Annotated in this window: 21 protein-coding genes and 1 riboswitch; of the genes, 9 read left to right on the forward strand and 12 right to left on the reverse strand. The window is 70.3% G+C overall.

Annotated elements, in window-relative coordinates:
• The first annotated feature begins 111 nt into the window (after positions 1-111).
• Positions 112-774: a S1 family peptidase gene (locus tag AMYBE_RS0113015; RefSeq protein WP_020659821.1), complete on the forward strand. Its 663-nt coding sequence runs from the start codon at positions 112-114 to the stop codon at positions 772-774.
• Between the two features lie 92 nt (positions 775-866).
• On the opposite strand, the gene AMYBE_RS0113020 is transcribed toward AMYBE_RS0113015, so the two are convergent.
• The 3 genes from AMYBE_RS0113020 to AMYBE_RS46785 all read right to left on the reverse strand — a co-directional run bounded on the left by AMYBE_RS0113020 (position 867) and on the right by AMYBE_RS46785 (position 4,695).
• Positions 867-2,450, reverse strand: coding sequence for an acyl-CoA synthetase (locus AMYBE_RS0113020; RefSeq protein ID WP_020659822.1), 1,584 nt, complete (start codon positions 2,448-2,450; stop codon positions 867-869).
• Between the two features lie 548 nt (positions 2,451-2,998).
• Positions 2,999-3,364 (reverse strand): YrdB family protein, encoded by a 366-nt coding sequence (locus AMYBE_RS0113025; protein ID WP_020659823.1) that lies wholly within the window; start codon positions 3,362-3,364, stop codon positions 2,999-3,001.
• 59 nt (positions 3,365-3,423) lie between these two features.
• On the reverse strand, positions 3,424-4,695 hold the full coding sequence (locus AMYBE_RS46785; protein ID WP_027927616.1) for a GH25 family lysozyme: 1,272 nt from the start codon (positions 4,693-4,695) through the stop codon (positions 3,424-3,426).
• A 781-nt stretch (positions 4,696-5,476) separates the two neighbouring features.
• Between AMYBE_RS46785 and AMYBE_RS0113035 the strand changes: the two genes are divergently transcribed.
• The 4 genes from AMYBE_RS0113035 to AMYBE_RS0113050 are packed head-to-tail and all read left to right on the forward strand — an operon-like array spanning position 5,477 to position 10,036.
• Positions 5,477-6,769: a sugar ABC transporter substrate-binding protein gene (locus AMYBE_RS0113035; protein ID WP_020659825.1), complete on the forward strand. Its 1,293-nt coding sequence runs from the start codon at positions 5,477-5,479 to the stop codon at positions 6,767-6,769.
• Positions 6,766-7,749 (forward strand): carbohydrate ABC transporter permease, encoded by a 984-nt coding sequence (locus tag AMYBE_RS0113040; protein WP_020659826.1) that lies wholly within the window; start codon positions 6,766-6,768, stop codon positions 7,747-7,749. The genes AMYBE_RS0113035 and AMYBE_RS0113040 overlap by 4 nt, the downstream gene beginning before the upstream one ends.
• Positions 7,746-8,576, forward strand: coding sequence for a carbohydrate ABC transporter permease (locus AMYBE_RS0113045; RefSeq protein WP_020659827.1), 831 nt, complete (start codon positions 7,746-7,748; stop codon positions 8,574-8,576). The genes AMYBE_RS0113040 and AMYBE_RS0113045 overlap by 4 nt, the downstream gene beginning before the upstream one ends.
• Complete coding sequence (locus tag AMYBE_RS0113050; protein WP_020659828.1) at positions 8,573-10,036, forward strand: glycoside hydrolase family 3 protein; 1,464 nt, start codon at positions 8,573-8,575, stop codon at positions 10,034-10,036. The genes AMYBE_RS0113045 and AMYBE_RS0113050 overlap by 4 nt, the downstream gene beginning before the upstream one ends.
• A 91-nt stretch (positions 10,037-10,127) precedes the next feature.
• Here AMYBE_RS0113050 and AMYBE_RS0113055 read toward each other — a convergent pair whose 3' ends face one another.
• From AMYBE_RS0113055 to AMYBE_RS0113065, 3 genes are read right to left on the reverse strand one after another with little or no spacing between them, the layout of a single operon-like run.
• Positions 10,128-11,120 carry a zinc-dependent alcohol dehydrogenase gene (locus tag AMYBE_RS0113055; protein WP_020659829.1) on the reverse strand — a complete coding sequence of 331 codons (993 nt, stop codon included), beginning with the start codon at positions 11,118-11,120 and terminating at the stop codon, positions 10,128-10,130.
• A gap of 56 nt (positions 11,121-11,176) precedes the next feature.
• Entirely contained in the window at positions 11,177-11,974 is a 798-nt protein-coding gene (locus AMYBE_RS0113060) for a helix-turn-helix domain-containing protein (protein WP_020659830.1), read from the reverse strand.
• Positions 11,975-12,010: 36 nt separating this feature from the next.
• The gene (locus AMYBE_RS0113065; RefSeq protein ID WP_020659831.1) at positions 12,011-12,700 is read right to left on the reverse strand and encodes a nitroreductase family protein; all 690 of its coding nucleotides are present in this window, start codon (positions 12,698-12,700) and stop codon (positions 12,011-12,013) included.
• Between the two features lie 70 nt (positions 12,701-12,770).
• Between AMYBE_RS0113065 and AMYBE_RS41575 the strand changes: the two genes are divergently transcribed.
• Positions 12,771-13,670, forward strand: coding sequence for a LysR family transcriptional regulator (locus AMYBE_RS41575; RefSeq protein ID WP_020659832.1), 900 nt, complete (start codon positions 12,771-12,773; stop codon positions 13,668-13,670).
• A gap of 59 nt (positions 13,671-13,729) precedes the next feature.
• A complete protein-coding gene (locus AMYBE_RS0113075) occupies positions 13,730-14,203 on the forward strand; it encodes a GNAT family N-acetyltransferase (RefSeq protein WP_020659833.1) in 474 nt (157 codons plus the stop codon).
• 209 nt (positions 14,204-14,412) lie between these two features.
• Here AMYBE_RS0113075 and AMYBE_RS0113080 read toward each other — a convergent pair whose 3' ends face one another.
• Positions 14,413-15,027, reverse strand: a complete 615-nt coding sequence (locus AMYBE_RS0113080) for a nucleotidyltransferase family protein (RefSeq protein ID WP_020659834.1) — start codon at positions 15,025-15,027, stop codon at positions 14,413-14,415.
• Positions 15,028-15,139: 112 nt separating this feature from the next.
• Here AMYBE_RS0113080 and AMYBE_RS0113085 point away from each other — a divergent pair, with 112 nt between their 5' ends.
• Positions 15,140-15,520 (forward strand): nuclear transport factor 2 family protein, encoded by a 381-nt coding sequence (locus AMYBE_RS0113085; protein WP_020659835.1) that lies wholly within the window; start codon positions 15,140-15,142, stop codon positions 15,518-15,520.
• A gap of 579 nt (positions 15,521-16,099) precedes the next feature.
• A riboswitch (glycine riboswitch) is annotated at positions 16,100-16,199 on the reverse strand.
• Positions 16,200-16,341: 142 nt separating this feature from the next.
• Here the strand turns inward: AMYBE_RS0113085 and AMYBE_RS0113090 are convergent.
• Positions 16,342-16,923, reverse strand: a complete 582-nt coding sequence (locus AMYBE_RS0113090; protein ID WP_020659836.1) for a MerR family transcriptional regulator — start codon at positions 16,921-16,923, stop codon at positions 16,342-16,344.
• Positions 16,924-17,181: 258 nt separating this feature from the next.
• Between AMYBE_RS0113090 and AMYBE_RS0113095 the strand changes: the two genes are divergently transcribed.
• Positions 17,182-17,817, forward strand: coding sequence for a TetR/AcrR family transcriptional regulator (locus AMYBE_RS0113095; protein ID WP_020659837.1), 636 nt, complete (start codon positions 17,182-17,184; stop codon positions 17,815-17,817).
• A gap of 33 nt (positions 17,818-17,850) precedes the next feature.
• Here the strand turns inward: AMYBE_RS0113095 and AMYBE_RS0113100 are convergent, their stop codons facing one another.
• The 4 genes from AMYBE_RS0113100 to gcvH form a co-directional block, all read right to left on the reverse strand.
• On the reverse strand, positions 17,851-18,324 hold the full coding sequence (locus AMYBE_RS0113100) for a bifunctional nuclease family protein (protein ID WP_020659838.1): 474 nt from the start codon (positions 18,322-18,324) through the stop codon (positions 17,851-17,853).
• Positions 18,325-18,541: 217 nt separating this feature from the next.
• On the reverse strand, positions 18,542-19,312 hold the full coding sequence (gene ftsR, locus AMYBE_RS0113105) for a transcriptional regulator FtsR (protein ID WP_084469984.1): 771 nt from the start codon (positions 19,310-19,312) through the stop codon (positions 18,542-18,544).
• Entirely contained in the window at positions 19,309-19,779 is a 471-nt protein-coding gene (garA, locus tag AMYBE_RS0113110; RefSeq protein WP_020659840.1) for a glycogen accumulation regulator GarA, read from the reverse strand. Before garA ends, ftsR begins: the two co-directional genes overlap by 4 nt.
• A 123-nt stretch (positions 19,780-19,902) precedes the next feature.
• Positions 19,903-20,286 (reverse strand): glycine cleavage system protein GcvH, encoded by a 384-nt coding sequence (gene gcvH, locus AMYBE_RS0113115; RefSeq protein WP_020659841.1) that lies wholly within the window; start codon positions 20,284-20,286, stop codon positions 19,903-19,905.
• Positions 20,287-20,311: the final 25 nt, after the last annotated feature.

Below are 20,311 nucleotides of genomic sequence, written 5' to 3' on the forward strand. Positions count from 1 at the left end.
ACCCGTTCGGGCGCAGTCCCGGGACCGCGGGCTGACTCCGATTGTGCCGCCGCCCGTCCGGCGGTGGACTGGTCCACCTACCCAGTCTCATGCGGACGGAAGGACCCGCCGATGTCTGGCTGCTCACCTCGCAAGCTGGCCGGGGTGCTGATTTCCTGGGCCGCGGCCGCCTTGCTGATCTGCCCGGTCGTGTCCGCGGCGCCGTTGCCGGCCGGTGCCGCGGTGCACGGCGGCGACGCGATGTACACCGTCTCGCCGGGACCCGGCCGCGAGCCGTACTACTGCTCGGCGGGGTTCGCGATCCTCGTCAACGGCGTCCGGTACCTCCTCACCGCCGGGCACTGCACCGAACACGGGCTCGACTGGAAAGACGTCGGCCCGAACGCGGACACCCATTTCCCCCTGACCGACTACGGCCGCGTGCGGTACTCCGCCGGCTCCGGGCACACCCAGGTCGACCTCTACGACGGCCGCACCCAGCGGATCCTGCGCGCGGGCACCCCTCGGGTCGGGCAACTGGTGTGCAAGAGCGGCATGACCACGAAGAAGACGTGCGGGAAGGTACTCGGCCTCGATCAGACCGTGAACTACGGCGACGGGAAGCAGGTGGTCGGCGCGATCGCCACCGACATCCCGGTCGGGAGCGGCGACAGCGGCGGTCCGTTGTTCTTCGCCGGCGTCGGCTACGGCGTGCTGTCCGGCGGGAACAGCCACGTCAGCTTCTTCCAGCCGCTGCCGCCCGTACTCACCGCCTACGGCGCCACTCTCGCCTGAAGGTCGCCGTCGCCCAGGTCCGGGCGGGGAACGACGCCGCTCCGCCTTGGGCTCCTGATGTTGCGCTCAAAACGGCGGAGAGGTCCGGGACGTCACGACCGCGCTAGGTCCGCGTGCCCTTCCCGCAGCGCCCGTTTCACGATCTTCCCGCTCGGGTTCTTCGGCAGCGCGTCGACGAACACCACGTACTTCGGGCACTTGTACCCGGCCAGGTGCGCGCGGGCGTGCGCGAGCACCTCGGCCTCGGTGAGCGTCACGCCATCGCGCGGCACGACCGCCGCCGTGACCGCCTCGATCCAGTGCGGATGCGCGACCCCGAACACCGCGACCTCGGCGATCCCGTCGAGGAGGTACAGCGCTTCCTCGACCTCGCGGCTCGCGACGTTCTCGCCGCCGGTCTTGATCATGTCCTTCTTGCGGTCCACCACGGACAGATAGCCCTCGTCGTCCAGCACGCCGAGATCGCCGGAGTGGAACCAGCCGCCCTCGAACGCCGCGGCGGTCTTCTCCTCGTCCTCGTAGTAGCCGAGCGTCGCGTGCGGACTGCGATGCACGATCTCGCCGACCTCGCCGGGCGGCAGCTCGCGGCCGGTCTCGTCGACGATCCGGGTCTCCACGTTGATCGACGCGCGCCCGGCCGAGCCCGCCTTCGCCATCTGCTCGTGCGGACGCAGGATGGTGGCCAGCGGGGCCATTTCGGTCTGGCCGTAGAAGTTCCACAGCTGCACGTCGGGCAGCCGGCGGGAAAGTTCGCGCAGCACCTCGGCGGGCATCGGGGACGCGCCGTAGTAGCCCTTGCGCAGGCTGGACAGATCGGTCGTGTCGAACGCCGGGTGCCGCAGCAGCGAAATCCACACCGTCGGCGGCGCGAACAGCTTCGTCGCCCGCTCCCGCTCGACCGCGGCGAGCAGCGCGGCCGGGTCCGGACCGGGCAGGATCACGCTGGTGGCGCCGAGGTAGACGTCGACGGACAGGAAGCAGTCCAGCTGCGCGCAGTGGTAGAGCGGCAGCGAGTGGACTTCGATGTCGTCGCCGGTCATGCTTCCGTCGATCGCGCAGGAGACGTACTCGGCGATCAGCGACCGGCTGGACAGCATGACGCCCTTCGGCCGCGATTCGGTGCCGGAGGTGTACATCAGCCGCAGCGGGTCGTCGTCGCCGACCGGCACGTTCGGCGCGGTTTCGTCGCCGGGCTGATCGATCCACGCCGAGATGTCCTCCCAGCCGTCCCGGCTGCCGCCGATCCGGCCCCGGAACGCCTCGGCGCGGCCCGCGAGCGCCGCCGAGGCGGTGTCCAGCAGCGCGTCCTCGGCGATCAGGCCGGACACTCCGGCGTGGCCGAGAATGAACGCGATTTCCTCCGCGCCCAGCATGAAGTTGACGGGCACCAGGACGACACCCAGTTTGGCGGTGGCGTAGACCAGGACCGCGTACTCCCAGCAGTTGTGACTGAGCAGCGCGAGCCGGTCGCCCTTCGCGAGACCGTGCGCGGCGAGCCGGTTGGCACACCGGTTGACTGCGGCGTCGAAGTCGCGATAGCTCACCCGGCGCTCGCCGGCGACGATCGCGAGCTTGTCCGGATGCCGCAACGCGGTACGGCGCAGGAGATCCCCGACGGAATGCTGACGGGCGTGCTGGATCGCGTCCGCCGTTTCGGCGCTGAACGGGCTCGGCATAGCGGGAGTGTCATCCACCGCGGCGCGCGGCGCAAGCAGCGCGGGCGCGGGTCGCCCGGTGCCGCGCCGCACCGACCGGATCTGCCCGGCACCCTCGGTAAGCTCTCCGCCACGCCCGTGGACAAGAGCGTGGACGAGGCCGAAGCCGTCGTCGTGCTGCTCGTCGTGTGGCTGGGGACCTGCGGCCCTGGCGGGTTCGACGAGACCACGGTCGCGGGGCGCCGCGGAGACAATCACCTGCCGAGGCGCGTCGGGCCGCTCAGCCACCAGCCGCTCTACCGCGAGCCGAAGCAGGCTGCGGACTCCTGCTTCGGCTGCGTGACCGCAGCCGGAGCAGCGACCGACCAGGGCTGCTGCGCCGCCGCGACTGGCGCGGAACATCGTTACCCGGCAACCGGTCCCGCGCTCGACCGCACCTTCTGCGAGGTCCGGGATGGACTGTCCACTGTGGTCGGGAGGGACGCCTCCGCTCCCGACCTCAGCACCGCGACCGCTCCAGCGAGCGAACGGATGACCCGCTGGCGTTCGGCGAACCGGACTGAGCCGGCTCAGCCGTCCTTGGCCCACACCCGCACGGCGACCGCCACCGCGATCCCGGCGACGCCCAGGACGATGCCCGGCACCAGCAGCCCGGAAGCGATCAACCCGAGCGCCGCCACCCCGAACAGCCCTGCCTCGAGGAAGAACCGCGTCGGTTCCGGGCTGCGCCGCTTCGCCCGCGGCGCGATCACCAGTCCCCAGATCACCCCCGCGAGCGTCGGCCACAACACGGCCGCCAGGATGTTCAGGAACACACCGCCGCCGAGCCGCGCGCCGGCTACCGCGAGCCCGGCCAGCAGCGCCAGCTCGGTCAGGAAGCGAACGACGAGCACTACGCCGGGGAAGCCGCGCAATTCGGGCCGAGTGGTGGTCACCCGGCGAGCCTAACGGCCGGGCCCGCACTCCGTACGCGGAGTGCGGAACCCGGATTCGCTCAGCGCCGCGAGACGACTCGCGACAGCGTCATCAGGATCATTCCGAACACCAGCAGCGCCGCGCCGAACACGGCCAGCCGCGGGGTGTTGGCGTTGGTGCCGGTTTGCGCCAGCGCCTTGGTCTGCGCAGTGGCCGCCGGTGCGGCCGCCTTCGCTGGCTTGCTGGTGACGACCTTCTGCGGCAGGGACTTAGGCGTCACGTTCGCGACGTCGTGCACCCGCGCGGTCAGCAGGTCCTGGCGCTTCGCGTCGGACAGCGAGGCCGGCGGGTTCGCCTGCTTGCCGCCCGCCCAGACGAGACCGCTGATGTCCTTCGGCTTCGCCGTGGAGGTGGCCGGCTTCGCCACCGCCGAAGACGGGCCAGCCGTCGTGGTCGGGCTCGCCGTCGGCGTGCTCGTCGGAGTCTTGCTCGGCGTCTTCGTCGCGGTGCTCGACGAACTGCTCGGCGTCGTGGCCGGCGTCGACGGCTCGGTGCTCGTCGGCTTCGCCGAGGTCGGCGTCGTGACCGGCGGCGCCTCGCTCTTGGGGGCGTCGCCGCCGGCGAGCTTCAGCAGCTGAGCCATCGAGCCGTTGAACGAGTCCTGGTCGCCGGGCTTGTTGCCGGAGTCCGAGTACTGCCAGATCGAGTAGTACCGCCAGCCGGCGGGCAGCGGGCCGGCGCTGCTCGCGTACCGCGCGATGAACAGCGGGTGCGTGTCGCCGAACGCCGCCGAGTTGCCGGTGCAGGTCTTCCACCAGTCCGTGGTGGTGTAGAGCATCGGCCAGCGCGTGGTCTTCGCGTGCACCCGTTCGGAGAACGACCGCACCCACGACACCATGTCCGGCTGCGACAGGCCGAAACAGGTCGAGCCGTGCGGGTTGTACTCGATGTCGAGCATCGGCGGCATCGTGCGGCCGTCCGCGGACCAGCCCCCGCCGTGCGCGACGAAGTAGTCGGCCTGAGTCGCGCCGTCGGACACGTCGGGGCGCGCGAAGTGGTAGGCGCCGCGGACCATCCCGACGTTGTAGGAACCGTTGTACTGCTGCGCGAAGTACGGGTTGCGGTAGCCGGTGCCCTCGGTCGCCTTGACGTACGCGAAGCGCGCGCCGGCGTTCCAAGCCGCCTGCCAGTCCACATTGCCCTGATACCCGGACACGTCCATGCCCGGCACGTCGGCAGGCGCTGCCGTCGCCTGGGGCGCGTTCAGCAGCCCCAATGCTCCGCCGGCGACCACTGCCGCCGCCGCGACGACCGAACCCACCCGAGCCGCAATCCGCCTGGAGCGCCTCATCCTCGAACTCCCTCTTTCCGTCCTTGCCCGACGGCGCTCCGGTCCTCCGCGTCTCTTCCCCAAGAACGGCTCCGGATCGCCTGGGCGCGACCAGTGTGTGTGACAGTTGGGACGCCTGTAAACCACTGAGTGTGATGTGACAAGTGAGGCAGCTGGGATCTCCGCAGGTCAGCCACGGTTTCCGGAGAGCCGGGGCGGGGGAAACTCACCCACCCCGGGGTGCTGCCGGTTACTCCGGCCAGTCCGGCGGCAGTGTCGCGACAGTTCGGCGGACGTCCGGCCGCGAGCTCGCGGGGTTCGCCGGCAACGCCGAAGCGAGGCACCGGAGCACGGCTTCGGCAGACCCGCGGTCGCCAGCGAGAAGGCGGATTCCGGCACGACCCCTCTCTGACAGGCCAGAGTCCGGGAGAACCCCGCTTCCCCGCCGGCGAAGCTCTAGGCACCACCCCATTCGCCGCCAGACGAAGCTCCGGCACGACCCCCGCGCGCCGGCAAGCCGGTCGGCAGGACCGCGCCAGGCACCGCGACACGGCAAGCCGTTCACGAACAACCGGATCGCCCCGGAAACCGCTGCCCGCTTCGAGAATCCCCTGGCCACCGGCGCTGTTCCGCCGAGCGCCGGTAACCGTCCGGACACTCAGCGTCAATCCCGCTGGCTCGTAGACAACAACTTGGCAACCGGCTTGACACCAGCTGTGGTCCGGACCACTCTGCAGGACATTGGTCTACACCATTTGGCACCGGCCCCGCCGACGGCGGCCGGGCACGGAAAGGACGACACGTGAAGCGCTGGCTCAAGCTGGCGGCGGGCGCCGCCGCCATCACGCTCGCGACAGCCGGGTGTGCCGGCTCCGGCGGGAGTGACAACGCCTCGAGCGCTGGGGGCGCGCAGGACGGCAAGCTGACGGTCTGGCTGATGACCGGCTCCGCCCCGGACGCCCTCACCGCCTCGCTGAACAAGGAGTTCGAGGCGGCCCACCCGGGGGTCAAGGTCGACTACCAGATCCAGCAATGGAACGGCATCCAGCAGAAGCTGACCACCGCACTGGCCAGCGACACTCCGCCGGACGTAATCGAAGTCGGCAACACTCAGACCCCGGCCTTCGCTTCGCAGGGCGTGCTGGCGGATCTGAGCGGGGACGTGAACAACCTCAACGGCGCGCAGTGGCTCAAGGGCCTCAAGGCGTCCGGAGAGTACGACGGCAAGACCGTCGGCGTGCCGTTCTACGCCGCGAACCGCGAAGTGCTCTACCGCAAGGACATGTTCGAGCAGGCGGGCATCGCGAAGACGCCGGCGTCGAACGACGAATGGCTCGACGCGATCGGCAAGCTCAAGACCAAGTTCGGCAGCGACCCGCAGTTCCAGCCGCTCTACCTGCCGGGCCAGAACTGGTACGCGCTGTCCTCGTTCATCTGGGACAACGGCGGTGACATCGCCAAGGCGGACGGCAAGAAGTTCACGTCGACGCTGAACACCCCGCAGGCCAAGGCCGGGCTGGAGTTCTACAAGAAGCTCGTCGACACCTCCGGCACCACCGCGCCGAAGGACAACGACGAAGCCACGCCGCAGCAGGCGGGCATCTACGGCGGCGGCAAGGTCGCGATGTTCATCGGCACTCCGAACGAGGTCGCGACCGCGGCCAAGACGGACCCGAGCATCACCGCGAAGACCGGTGCCTTCCCGATCCCGTCGAAGAACGCCGGCCAGTCCGCGCCGGTGTTCCTGGGCGGCTCGAACCTGGTCGTCCCGCTCAACAGCAAGCACCAGGACCTGGCCAAGGACTACCTGAAGCTGCTGACCAGCACCAAGTACATGACCCAGATCGCGGCGAGCGGCTTCGTGCCGGGCACCTCGACCGATCTCACCGCGCTGGACAAGGACCCGTTGGGCTCGGTGATGGCGAAGGCGTCGCAAAACGGCCACGCGATGCCGACCAGCCCGAAGTGGGGCGAGGTCGAGTCCGGCCAGAACCCGCTGAAGGACATGCTGACCGCCTACCTGACCGGGAAGAAGACCCTGGACCAGGCCACGGCCGACGCGAACACCGCCCTCGACAAGATCATCGGCGGATGACCGCGACGAAGGACAAGCCGATGCCGGCGGGGGCGACTCCGCCGGCATCGGCGCGCGCCGGGGCGGCGCGGCAGCGGACCGGATGGTTCAGCGAACGAGTCATGCCGTACCTGCTGATCCTGCCCGCGCTCGCCGCCGTGCTGGTCCTGCTCGGCTGGCCCACCGTCCAGATGCTCGGCATCAGCCTGCGCCAGCTCGACCTGCGCGAACTGGTCACCGGCAAGATGGTGTGGATCGGCCTGCGGAACTACACCGACGTGCTGTCCGACCCCGAGTTCTGGTCCGTGGCGATCCGCACGGTCGTCTTCACCGGTGCGCTGGTCGCCGCGACGCTGCTGGTCGCCCTGTTCGTCGCGGTGCTGATGCGGCACCTGCCGCCCGCGCTGCGGATCTTCCTGCAAATCTCGCTCGTGCTCGCCTGGGCGGTGCCGGTCATCGCCACCACCACGGTGTTCCAGTGGATCTTCGACCAGCAGTACGGGATCCTCAACAAGACGCTGGACAAGCTGGGCTTCCACTCGTTCATCGGCTATTCGTGGTTCTCCAGCGGCCCCAGCACGCTCGTCGTGATCGGGTTGCTGGTGCTCTGGCAGGCTGTCCCGTTCGTCGCGTTCACGCTCTACGCGGGACTGATCGGCGTGCCGCGCGAGCAGTACGAGGCGGCCGGCATCGACGGAGCCGGGGCGTGGCAGACGTTCCGCGCGGTCAGCTGGCCGGCGATCCGGCCGATCCTGACTATGGTGACGTTCCTGTCGATCCTGTGGGACTTCAACATGTTCGCCCAGGTCTGGGCGATGCGCCAGGGCGGCCCGGACGGCGGCAGCACGACGCTGGCGATCCTGCAGTACCTCAAGGGCATCGCGGGCAGCCACTTCGGCTCGGCCGCGGCCATCGCCACCATCATGCTGGTGCTGCTCCTGCTGGTCACCGGCCGGTACGTGCAGCTGCTGGTCCGGACGAAGGACGGGGAGATCGCGTGAAGAAGTCCCTGACCGCCCGGATCGCGGTGTCCGCCGCGGGCATCGTGGCGGCGCTGCTGTTCCTCTTCCCGACGTACTGGATGTTCACCACGTCGCTGAAGACCCCCGGCGACGTGCTGTCACCCAAGTACGACCTGATCCCGACTTCGGCGACGCTGTCGAACTTCGCGTCGGCGCTCACCAAGCCGGGCTTCGTCACCTACTTGACCAACAGCCTGATCGTGACGCTCGGCGCGGTGCTGGCAGCGCTCGTGGTGGGCGTGCTGGCGGCGATCCCGCTGGCCCGTTTCCGCTTCCGCGGCCGCAAGGGCTTCCTGCTGCTGATCCTGGTCGCGCAGCTGGCCCCGCTCTCCGCGCTGTTCATCCCGATGTACCTGCTGATGCGCGACATCGGGCTGCTGAACACCCTCCCGTCGCTGCTGCTGGTGTACTTCGCGACGTCGCTGCCGTTCACCGTGTGGATGCTCTACGGGTTCGTCAACGGCATCCCGTACGACCTCGAAGAGTCCGCGATGATCGACGGCTGCAGCCGGGTCGGCGCGTTCCGCCGGGTCACCCTGCCGCTGCTCGGCCCCGGCCTGGTCACCACGTCGGTGTTCAGCTTCATCACCGCGTGGAACGAGTTCCTGTTCGCCCTGGTGTTCATGCGGGACCAGTCGAAGCAGACGCTGCCGGTGTGGCTGTCGTCGTTCAAGACCGCGTTCTCGATCGACTGGGGCGGGGTCATGGCGGCGTCGGTGGTCTACGCGATCCCGGCGGTGATCTTCTTCCTGTTCGTGCAGCGGAAGCTCGTGTCCGGCATGACCGCGGGCGCGGTGAAGGGATGACCGCCGGGTCCGAACCTCGCCGGCTCGCCGAAGCCGTGCTGCTGCCCGGATTCGCCGGGACGACCGCGCCGGACTGGCTGCGCCGTCGCCTCGCCGAGGGTCTCGGCGGCGTGGTGCTGTTCGGCCGCAACGTGGTCGACGACGAACAGGTCGCCGCGCTCACGTCCGCGTTGCGGGCGGAGCGGAACGACGTCGTGGTCGGCATCGACGAGGAGGGGGGCGACGTCACCCGGCTCGACGTCTCGGCTGGCTCGTTCGTGCCCGGCCCGCTCGCGCTCGGCGCGGCAGGCGATCCCGAGCTGACCGCGTCAGTGGCGGCCGCGCTCGGCGAACGCCTGGCGGCCTGCGGAGTGACCGTCAACCTCGCGCCGTGCGCGGACCTCACGCTCGCCGCGGAGGACCCGATCATCGGCGTGCGGGCGTTCGGATCCGACCCGGCGGCGGCTTCGCCGCACGTCGCGGCCTACGTGAGCGGGATGCAGAAGTACGGCGTCGCCGCGTGCGCCAAGCATTTCCCCGGACACGGCGCGGCGACCGAGGACTCACACGTCTCGCTGCCGGTCCTGCCGCGGACTCCGGCCGAGCTTCGGCAGATCGAGCTGGTCCCGTTCGCGGCGGCCATCGAGGCGGGCGTCCGGGCGGTCATGTCCGGGCATCTCGTCGTGCCCGCGTGGGGACAGGAACCGGCGACGTTCAGCCGGGTCGCGCTCACCGACGTGCTGCGCGGCCAGCTGGGCTTCACCGGAGCGGTTGTCACGGACGCGCTGGAGATGGGCGCGGTGTCCGGCTCGTTCGGCCGGCACGACGGCCTTGGCGAAGCCGCCGTCCGGTCGCTCTCGGCGGGCGCGGACGCGCTCTGCATCGGCGGCGAGTCGTTCGACGCCGCGCGGCTGGACCAGATCGCCGAGACGATCGTCGCCGCCGTCGCGGACGGACGGCTTCCGTTGGAGCGGCTCGCCGAAGCGGCCGCGCGAACGGCTGCGCTGGGCACTTCGCCGAGTCCGGCCGAAGTGCGGCCGGTCGACTACACACTCGGACTGTCCGCGGCGCGGGCGGCATTGCGGGTGACCGGCACGCCTCGGCTGGCCGGTCCGCCGCTGGTGCTGGATGTGCACACTGAGCCGACCATCGCGGCGGGACCGATGCCGTGGGGTCTCGGAGCGCATCTCGGCGAGCTGGTGCCGGGCACCCGGGCGCGATCGGTCTCGCCCGCGGACCCTGCGTCGATCCTCGCGGACGCCGCGTCGGCGGCCAGCGTCGTGGTCACCACCCGGGAAGCCCACCGGCATCCGGCGGTCCGGGAACTGCTGGCCCAGCTGTCCACTGTGGACTACGTACGGGTCGAAACCGGCGTTCCCGGACCGGATCTCGGCGCTGGCCCGCGGATCGACACGTTCAGCGGATCCTACGTCAGCCTGCGGGCGGCGGCGGAGCACCTGGCCGCGACGCTGGGCCGCTGATCCCGGCTCCCGAAGTCCGTGAAGGGAACATTCAGGGACTCTGATTCCCTCAATGTTCCCTTCACAGACCACGGCCCGCCGGGCGACCGGATTACCAGCGCGGGTCGACGTGGATCTTGGGCCCCGCCCCGGCCCCGTCCGGCCGCTTCCCGCCCAGCACGGCCGCGACCTCGTCCAGTCCGACCGTCGCGGCGACCAGCGGCCGCGGGTCGACGTCCTCGCCGGCGTACGCGTCGATCGCGTCCGGCAAGCCGGGCGAACCGCTCAGCACGCCGACCGCGGTGACGTCCTTCAACGCCACCAGCCGGGTGTCCAGCAGGCTCGCCTTGCCGGCGAGTCCGATGTAGACGATCCGGCCGGCTGGTTCGACCAGCTCCGCGGCGAGCGCGGGGGCGGCTGGATCGTTCGTCGCGTCGACCACCGCGTCGAACGGCGGGTCCGGGACCGTGGTGGCGGCCGGGAACCCGAGGCCGCGGGCGAACTCCACCGACCAGGGCGTGGCGCCGACCAGATGCACCTCGCTGCCCGCGGCCCGCAGGAACAGAGCGGTGAGCAGTCCGATCGTCCCCGGCCCGAGCACCAGCACCCGCTCCCCCGCGGCCGCCCGGGCTGCCCGGCAGGCGTTGCCGCCCGGCTCGACCAGCGCGCCGGCCATCGGGTCGAGTCCGCCCAGCTCGTGCAGGGACCGCACCGGAACGGCGAGTTTCTCGGCGAGCGCTCCGGCCCGGCCGCCGCGGATGCCGACTTCCTGCCGGGTCTCGCAGACGTGCTGATGCCCAGCGCGGCACCGGCGGCATTCGCCGCAGCCGAGCATGGTGTCCCCGGTGACGCGCCGGCCGATCCAGGCCGGATGCACGCCCGGGCCGACGCCGGAGACGGTGCCGCACCATTCGTGGCCGAGGCGCAGCGGGTAGCTGGCGTGGCCGTCCGCGAGGTACTGCATTTCGCCGGTGAAGAACTCGACGTCAGTGCCGCACACTCCGGCCCGCTCGACGTCGACCACGACTTCGCCGACCCCGGCGACCGGCTCCGGTACGTCGGCCGGGCCGGCTTCCCCGGGCCCGGTCACCACGAATGCCCGCATGAGGGCGATGGTAGCGGGGATCGGAAGCGGCGGCGGCTCGTTCGCGAGCTACCCGGTCAGCCGGTCACCCGTTCCCGCAAGTACGCCGCCGTCTGCGGATCGGCCGGGTAGAACGACTCGATCACCAGCTCCGCCACCGTCACGTCCAGCGGCGTCCCGAACGTGGCCACCGTGCTGAAGAAGGTGAGCTCGAGGTCCTCGTGCCGGTACCGCAGCGGCACGAAAATGTCGCCCGGCCCCGGAATCTCCACCTCCGGCACCTCGTCCGCGCACGGATACTCGCGCAGCTCCGCCAGCAGCTCCGCGAGCCCGGCGTCGGCGGTCTGCTCGACCTGGCGGCGCAACCGGCCGAGCAGGTGCGCCCGCCACTCCCCCAGGTTCAGCACCCGCGGCGCCATTCCGCCCGGGTGCAGCGTCGCTCGCAGCACGTTCACCGGGCCGGTGAGCAACTCCGGGGCGATGCCTTCGGTCAGCACGCCCAGGCTGAGGTTCGCGTCCACCAGGTTCCAGCCGCGGTCGACCACCGCCGCCGGGTACGGGTCGTGGCCCGCCAGCAGGCGCCGGACGGCGTCGCGCACCGCGGTCATCTCCGGCGCGCCGATGTCCGACTCGCCGTACGCGGGCGCGTATCCCGCGGCCAGCAGGAGCCGGTTGCGCTCGCGCAACGGGATGTCCAGGTGCTCGCCGAGGCGCAGCACCATGTCCCGGCTCGGGCGGGACCGGCCGGTCTCGACGAAGCTCAGGTGGCGGGTCGAGATGTCCGCCGAGATCGCCAGGTCGAGCTGGCTGATCCGGCGCCGGTCGCGCCATTCCCGCAGCAGTTCGCCGACCGGAGCCTTCAGGGTGGTGGTCACCCGGCCGACGCTACGGGGTCCGGCGTGGGCGGACCATTACTTTCGAGGTAATGGCGGGTGCACCAGCAGCGCCTCGGCCAGCGGCTTGCGGTCCAGGTCCGGGACTTCGCAGTCCGGCGCCGGATAGCCGACCGGGAACAGGATGCAGGGCCGTTCGGTGGCCGGCCGGCCGAAGACCTCGGCAAGGAAGCCCATCGGGTTCGGGGTGTGGGTGAGCGTCGCGAGGCCCATCGTGTGCAGCGCGGTGACGAACATGCCGCAGGCGATGCCGACGCTTTCGTTGACGTAGTAGTTCTTCCGCAGCGAACCGTCCGGCAGCGGCGTGCTCTTCTGCGCGAACGCGACCACCAGCCACGGCGCGGTCTCCAGGAACTCCTTGTGCTCGTCGGTTTCCAGCCGCGCGAGCGCCGCGTGCCAGTCCGGCGCGTTCCTCTCGCGGTAGAACTTCCGCTCCTCGGTCTCGGCCGCCTCGCGCACCGCGCGCTTCACGTCCGGATCCGCCGTCGCCACGAACGTCCACGGCTGGTGGTGCGCCCCGCTCGGCGCGGTGTTCGCGACCCGGACCGCGGTCTCGACGAGTTCGAGCGGCACCGGGTCGCAGGAGAACCAGCGCACCGAACGGCGCTGGTCGAGCAACCGATACAGGTCCTGTCCCCGGGCGAGGCTCTCCGCCGGGGACAGCCGCGGCGGACAGTACGGGACGAACGGATGCGTGTGCCGGGTCATGCCTCGACCCTGCCGCCACCCTTGTCATCGGTCCAGTTCATATTTCTTGTGAAGGACATAATCTAGCCTCATGTCTCCTTCGTTGCGGCAGCTCGAGTACCTGGTGGCCATCGCGGACACCGGCGGTCTCACCGCGGCGGCGGACGCCTGCCACGTGTCGCAGTCCGCGGTGTCCCTGGCGCTCGCGTCGCTGGAGCGAGCCCTTGGCGTACAACTCATCCTGCGCGGCCCGGGCCGCACGACCTCGCTCACCGACGCAGGCCGCCAGGTGGTCAGCGAAGCTCGCGCTGTGCTCACCGCGGTCGCCGAACTGGGCACCGCCGCACGCGACCTCGGCCACGACCTCACCGGCCGGTTGACGTTCGGCTGCTACACACCGCTCGCGCCGCTGCACGTCCCCGCCGCGCTGGCGACTTTCCGGACCCTGCACCCGGAAGTCGACGTCAGCTTCGTCGAAGGCACCCTGCCGGACCTTCAGCACCTCCTCCTGGACGGCCGCTGCGAGTTGGCCGTGCTGTACCGGCAAGACCTGATGCCCGGGATCGCCGCGGACCAGCTTTACGACCAGCCGCCGAGCGTGCTGCTCCCGGCGGACCATCCGCAAGCCCACCGCAAGACCGTCTCGCTGCGCGCGTTGGCGGACGAGCCCTTCGTCCTGCTGGACGTGCCTCCTTCCGCGCGGTACTTCGAGGACGTATTCGCCGCGGTGGGGCTCCCGATGCCGGTCGCGCATCGGACGACCAGCTTCGAACTCGCCCGCGCGCTGGTGGCACGAGGGCTCGGGTACACGCTGTCGGTGCAGCATCCGCCGCTGGAGCTTTCGGTGGAGGGAACGCCGTTCGCGGTACGGCCGCTGCGGGAGCGGGTGCCGACCACGCCCGTCGTGCTCGCCCGTGCGGAGGGCGCGCGGCTGACCCGGCGGGCGGAGACCTTCCGGACGTTCTGCCGGGAGTTCTTCGGGGCCGGCTAGCCGGAATTGTCGGTGGTCGTTGTTACCGTGCCCGCTGGAAGTCCGACGAGGGGGTAGTCATGACAGAAGTCGCGCTGCGGACGGTCGAGGAAGCCGATCTTGATGCGCTGTTCGCGATGATGCGCGATCCGGAGGCGGTCCGGATGGCCGCGTTCACCGTTCCGGACCCGGACGACCGGGCGACCTTCGACGCGCGGGCAGCGCGTTCGCGGGCCGATCCGGACGTCACCGAGCGGGCGATCACCTGCGATGGGCGGCTGGTGGGCAGCATCGCGAGTTTCGTGATGGAAGGCGACACCGAATTGACGTACTGGATCGACCGTGCGGTGTGGGGGCAAGGGATCGCGAGCCGCGCGCTCGGGTTGTTCCTCGAGACGGTACGGGTCCGGCCGCTGCACGCACGGGCGGCGAGCGACAATGCCGGGTCGCTCCGGGTGTTGGAAAAGTCCGGATTTTCGGTTGTGGGCAAGGAGGTTTCGTACGCGGCGGCGCGGGGAGGCGAGATCGAGGAGACGATTCTCCGGCTTGGATAGGGGCCGGGGCGAACCGCGGCTCGCCCCGCCGGACCGGGCCGGGCGGCCGAGCCGCGGTTCAGCCGCCAGGCCCGGTCTGGCGGCCGAGCCGCGGTTCGGGCAATGCCGCCTGCCTAAGAGCTCCGCCGTGATCCGTTGCACGCCGGTCGCTTCACCGCGTCTCCTGCGCGGAGTCGTGAGCAAGCCCGCGGCACCGCGGATCAGGCGGCTCAGTCCGGATTCCCCCGCGGCAGCCAAGGAAGCACCGTCAACTGCGGCCATTGTGCTTGCCAGCGCCGGGACTTCGCCTGATACGAGCTCTGCGGCGCGTGCACCGGATTGGGCCGGACGACGAGGTTGAACATGTCCCCGAACCCGTGCGGCGCGTAGACACGCCACGCGCCGTCTCGAGTCTGCCGGATGCCGAGGCACGGCGTGGAAGACGGGAACGAGTCGATCGCCGCTTCGGTCGACTCGTAGGGCGCACATGGCACGCCGAAGCGCTCCTCGTACCAAAGGTGAACCCGCGCCTCATTGCGGATCTCGACCGCCGCGGGCAAATCGCCGAACAGTTTGGCGCCAGCTTCGATGACCGAGTTTTCCGCTTCCCAGCTGAGGTCCGAGTCGTCGAAGTAGAAGAGGTCGTAGTCCTTGATCCCCTCGGCCGGCGGCCGTCCGGTCAGCACGTTCCACACCGTCTGGCAGAGGCAGCCCGCGGTCAGGTACCAGCCGGGCAGGTCGAACTCGGCCGCGCGGGCGAGGATCTCGGGCACCAGCCCGTTGCGCAGGACCGTGGCGCGGAAGACGTCCAGTTGTTCGGCGATCGGCAGCCGTCCGTAGTTCATCGGCCAGGTTTAGCACAGCGATCCGGTTACCTCCGGGGTAATCGACCAGCCGCCGGTCTTCGGACAAGCTTGGCGCAGTCAGAAACCGATACCGCACAAGGAGAACCGAGAAATGACCACCGCCAGCACCGTTCCGGCCGCCGCCGACGTCGCCCGCCGCTACCTCGAAATCTGGAACGAGACGGACCCGCAGCAGCGTCGCAAGCTGGTCGCCGAGGTGTTCGCCCCCGGCGCGACGTACACCGACCCGCTCGGCACGGCCGTCGGGCAGGACGAGATCGACGGATTCATCGGCGGCGCGCAGGCGCAGTTCGCCGGGCTGGTCTTCAGCCTGCCCGCGGACCCGGACGCCCACCACGACCTGGCCCGCTTCCAGTGGCACCTGTCGGCCCCCGGAGCCGACGAGCCGATCGCGATCGGGTTCGACGTCGTCGAACTGGCAGACGGCCGGATCGCGAAGGTGCACGGCTTCCTGGACAAGCTCCCGGGCTGAGCACCCCCTCGCCCAGGGACGGGGTCCCAGCACAGCCCTGTCCCCGGGTCGTCGCTTCCCGGCACGGCTATGCCCTGGCCGGGGTTCCCGGCAGGTCGCCGTCCTGCTCACCTCCGGACTTGGCCGGACAGCGGGCCGGGGAAGGTCCTGCGCACCTGCGCACGGCCTTCCCTGCCCGCCGCGGCAGAAGTCCCGCTGCGCGTCCCGCCAGGATTCCGGCCCGCCACCGATTCGCCCGGCACAAGTCTTCGAGCACTGGTCGAGACTGAACGAGGTGCCCGCTTCGAGAACCAGCGCCGCCGGCGACCAACGTGCCTCGGCGGCACGGGAGCCGGAATCCCTGGCGCAGCACCGAAAATCACCGAATACCCGGATGTGGTCTTGACCACATCGAGAGGTCCACACCTGCCGGGAGGTCTGCATCTCGACCGGCCGTCCGGACCGCACAGCGGTCCGGACCCTCCCCACTCTGTCCGTACCCCGCAGGGCGCCTGAGAGTTTCACCCGCACGGATAGCCAGGTTTGCACCGTCGGCGGCATCGGCTGGTGGTCTCCGGCCGATGCGCTTTCCAGAGGCGTCTCGTCCACGCGGTCCAGGGTGCCTGAGAGGTTCCGGGGAGGATTTGCTCCTTCGGCGCCGCACCGGGGATACCGGCTCGGTCTCTCCCGCATGGGTTCATCGAACGCGCACTCAGCTTAGCGCGGACCAAGATCCGTCCGCTCGGCGGGATCGGGCACGCCCCGGATGTCTCACGCCAGCCGGTCCGCACCCACTGAGCCACTCCCGCCCAGCCGGTCCCGCTCCCGCCCAGCCGGTCCGTTCAGCCCGTCCGGCGGGCGTTGCGCCGCTGGGTCAGCTCGTCCGGGACCACCGATTCGACCAGACCGCCGTCCGCGCGCTCGGCCGGGAATTCGTGGATCGTCCCGCTGATCTCCTGCATCGCACCGCTCACCGCGATGCCGAACACGCCCTGGCCGCCTTGGAGCAGATCGACGATCTCCTCCGGCGAGGTGCATTCGTAGACCGTCGTGCCGTCGGAGAAGAGCGTGACCTTGGCCAGGTCCCGAACCCCGCGCACGCGCAGGTGGTCCACTGCCACCCGGATGTTCTGCAGTGACACCCCGGTGTCCAGCAGGCGCTTGACCACCTTCAGGACCAGGATGTCCTTGAACGAGTACAGCCGCTGCGAGCCCGAGCCGTGTGCGGTGCGGATGCTCGGCGCGACCAGCTTCGTGCGCGCCCAGTAATCCAGCTGCCGGTACGTGATGCCGGCGATCTGGCAGGCCGCCGGGCCCCGGTAGCCGACCAGTTCGTCGGGCAGCGAGGCGTCGGGGAACAGCTCGCCCTGCTCGCCGTCGGCGACATGTCCGGCAGCATTCTCCGGACTACCAGCCTCGACCACCGCAAGCCTCCCCTCGCCCGGCCTCGCGGCGGGCGTTCGACAGGCCGGTCGAGCCCAGGATCGGGATCGGCCGGGGAAAACTGCCACGAGCGCGCCGGGTCGGCGAATCACATCGTGGCGATTTACCGCCTTTGACGGTAAGGCTGCACCGCGAGCCGGTCAACGCGACGCGCGGCGGGCCTCAAGCGCATGTCGAGGCTTTGGCCCGTTCGCCCTAACCGGTTGCGCGGATTTACTTGGACGAGTAATTTATTAATCATGCAAGTAAACATCGACACGCAAGCCGAGCTCGGCCTCAGCGTCACCGAGGCCACCACCCGCGCGCAGATCATCGGGGCGACTATCGCCACGATCGCCGAGCAGGGCTATTCGCGTGCCACCTTCGCGCGGATCAAGGAGCGCGCCGGGTTGAGCAGCACGCGGCTGATCTCCTACCACTTCACCAGCAAGGCCGGCCTCATGCAGGCGGTGCTCAGCACGGTGTCCGAGACCAAATCGGAATATCTGCGCCTGCGCAGCGAGGGCCTCGACCCGGCGGACCGCATGGGGAACCTGCGCGCCTACATCGAGACCTCGGTCGCGTTCCTGCGCGACTACCCGCAATGCGAGCGGGTGCTGGCCGAAATGGCCGCCCACGCCGACGACCGGGACGGCTGGGCGATGGCCGGCGTGATGGTCGGTCAGCTGCGCACCGGGATGTTGCGGCGGCAGCTCGACCAGGGCTGCCGAGAAGGCGCGTTCGGCGACATTTCGCCGGAGATCGTGGCGCTGTCGATCGCGCAGGCGATCGACGGGGTCGCGATCGCCTGCGCCGCCGATCCGTCGATCGACCTGGACCGGTACGGCCGCGAGCTGGCCGATCTGTTCGCCCGCGCGACCGCGCCCGCGCGATGAACCGGGGTCCCCGGCGGGCGGGCCGCCGGGGAATCAGGTGTCGGCGCCGCGAAAATCTTCCGGCGAGACCGAGTCGAGAAACTCGCGGAACTTCTCGACCTCGTCCTCCTGCTCGTCCGGGATGATCAGGCCGGCCTCTTCGAGGACCGCGTCGACCGCATGGATCGGCACGCCGATCCGCAGCGCCAGCGCCACCGAGTCGCTCGGCCGGGCCGAGACGCGGACGTCGCCGTCGAAGACGAGTTCCGCGAAGAACGTGCCCTCTTTCAGGTCAGTGATCACGACCTGCTCAAGTTCGCGGCCCAAGGCGCCGATGACTTCTTTGAGCAGGTCGTGGGTCAGCGGCCGGGCGGGCCGGACCCCCTGCTGCTCGAGGGCGATCGCGGTGGCCTCTACCGAGCCGATCCAGATCGGCAGGTACCGTTCTCCGTCGGTCTCCCGCAGCAACAAGATCGGCTGATTGTTGGGCAGTTCGACCCGCACGCCGACGACACGCATCTCGCTCATCGGGCTTCGCCTCCCTCTTGGTGCACACGGGCCGCAGTGCTGGCGACGGCTGACGGCCGTTGTCTCCGACGCTACCCGTCATCCGGGCGCTGTGCTCGCTCGCAGCGGACAATTCCGGTCCGCGGCTGCGCGAACCTTCTCTCACGGTACGGCATCGCGGCGCTGTCGTTCAGTCATTGACTTTCGAGCGGATCACGTTTCGCGGCAACGCCGCAGTTCAATCGCCGGCGACGCCTCGGATTCCGGCTTTGACGAGCAGGGTGTGCAGGGTCACGGACAACGCCGCCAGCTCTCGGACCACCTCGTCCGCGCGTCCCTTGGCGTCCGCGTCACGATGCCGGTACGCCGGGGTCACGATTTGCTCCAGCAGGCCGACCTCGCGGTCGGCCGCGGCGCGGAAAGCGCGCAGATGCCTCGGTTCCAGCCCGAATTCGGTCATCGCCTTGACAGTGCGCGCGATCAGCACCGACTCCGGGCCGAAGAACCCGGCCGCGCCAGGCCGCAGCAGGCCGTACTGGACCAGTTCGGCGAGCATCGGCTCGTCGATCCCGGCATGCGCCAGCACGTCTTCCTGGGTGAGCCGGTGGTCCGGCCCGCTCTCGAAGTCCGCCGGGGCGGGCGGGCCCGCCGGATCGCTGCCGTCGCCGAGCGGCACGAGCCGCCGCGGCAGCCGGGGCGCGGACGCGGCCGGCGCGGGCGGTTGCTCGCCCGCGTCGGCCGCGTCCAGTTGCTCCTTGATGACCTTCAGCGGGAGGTAGTGGTCGCGCTGCGCGGACAGCACGAACCGCAGCCGTTCCACGTCCGCCGGCGCGAACTGCCGGTATCCCGAAGGCGTGCGGCCTGGCCGGACCAGGCCCTCCGCCTCCAGGAAACGGATCTTGGAAATCGTGACATCGGGGAAGTCCCCGCGCAGCTGCGCGAGCACCGCCCCGATGCTCAACCCGTCCCGCCGGGCCTCCTGACGACCGGGCTGCCCGGCCGCCGTCACTGCGCTCCCTGGCCCCCGTGCCCCGGGCCGGTCAGGAAGACCAGGCGGAACTTGCCGATCTGCACCTCGTCGCCGCCGGCGAGGACGGCCTGGTCGACCGGCTCGCGGTTGACGTAGGTGCCGTTGAGGCTGCCGACGTCGATCACGACGAACTCCCCGCCTTCGCGCCGGAATTCCGCGTGCCGGCGGGAAACCGTGACGTCGTCGAGGAAGATGTCGCTGTCCGGGTGCCGTCCCGCGCTGGTGGTGTCGCGGTCGAGCAGGAAGCGGGAGCCCGCGTTGGGCCCGCGCTTCACGACCAGCAGCGCGGAACCCGGCGGCAGGGCGTCGACGCCCTGCACGGGTGCCTCGGCGGCCGGTGCGGACTCCTGCTGGGCTTCCATGTCGGCCAGGAAATCGGCCCGGAAGACAGAGGTCCGCTCCGGAGACTGCTCCGGGGGAACGCCGGGCCCGTCGTTCGTGCTCACCTGAGCTCTCCTCTACGCATGATTGTTGTCGTCGACCAAGAACGTGTAGCTGTCAACGTACCGTGTCCGGAGGTCACCGGACCCCGGGGCTCCCCAAGAGCCGCGAGGCCTGCGCCGTTCGGCTCAGCCCTTGATGAGGGCCTGGTACGCCTCGGCCTCGAGCAGCGCTTCGAGACCGGCGGGGTCGTCCAGCCGGATCTCCACGAGCCAGCCCTCGCCGTAGGGGTCGGAGTTGATGAGTTCGGGCGAATCGGCCACCGCCGAGTTCACCGAGACGATCTCGCCGTCGACCGGCGCGAACAGCTCGGAGACGCTCTTCGTGGACTCCACCTCGCCGAAGACGTCCCCGGCCCCGACCTGCTTGCCGACCTCGGGCAGGTCGACGAAGACGACGTCGCCGAGCTGGTCCTGCGCGTACTCGGTGATGCCCACCCGCACGAGCGAGCCCTCGCGGGTGGCGACCCACTCGTGCTCCTCGGTGTAGCGCAGTTCTTCCGGAGTGGTCAACGCCCCTCCCCTTCCTGGTGCGAGC

Source organism: Amycolatopsis benzoatilytica AK 16/65 (assembly GCF_000383915.1).
Taxonomy (GTDB): Bacteria; Actinomycetota; Actinomycetes; order Mycobacteriales; family Pseudonocardiaceae; genus Amycolatopsis; species Amycolatopsis benzoatilytica.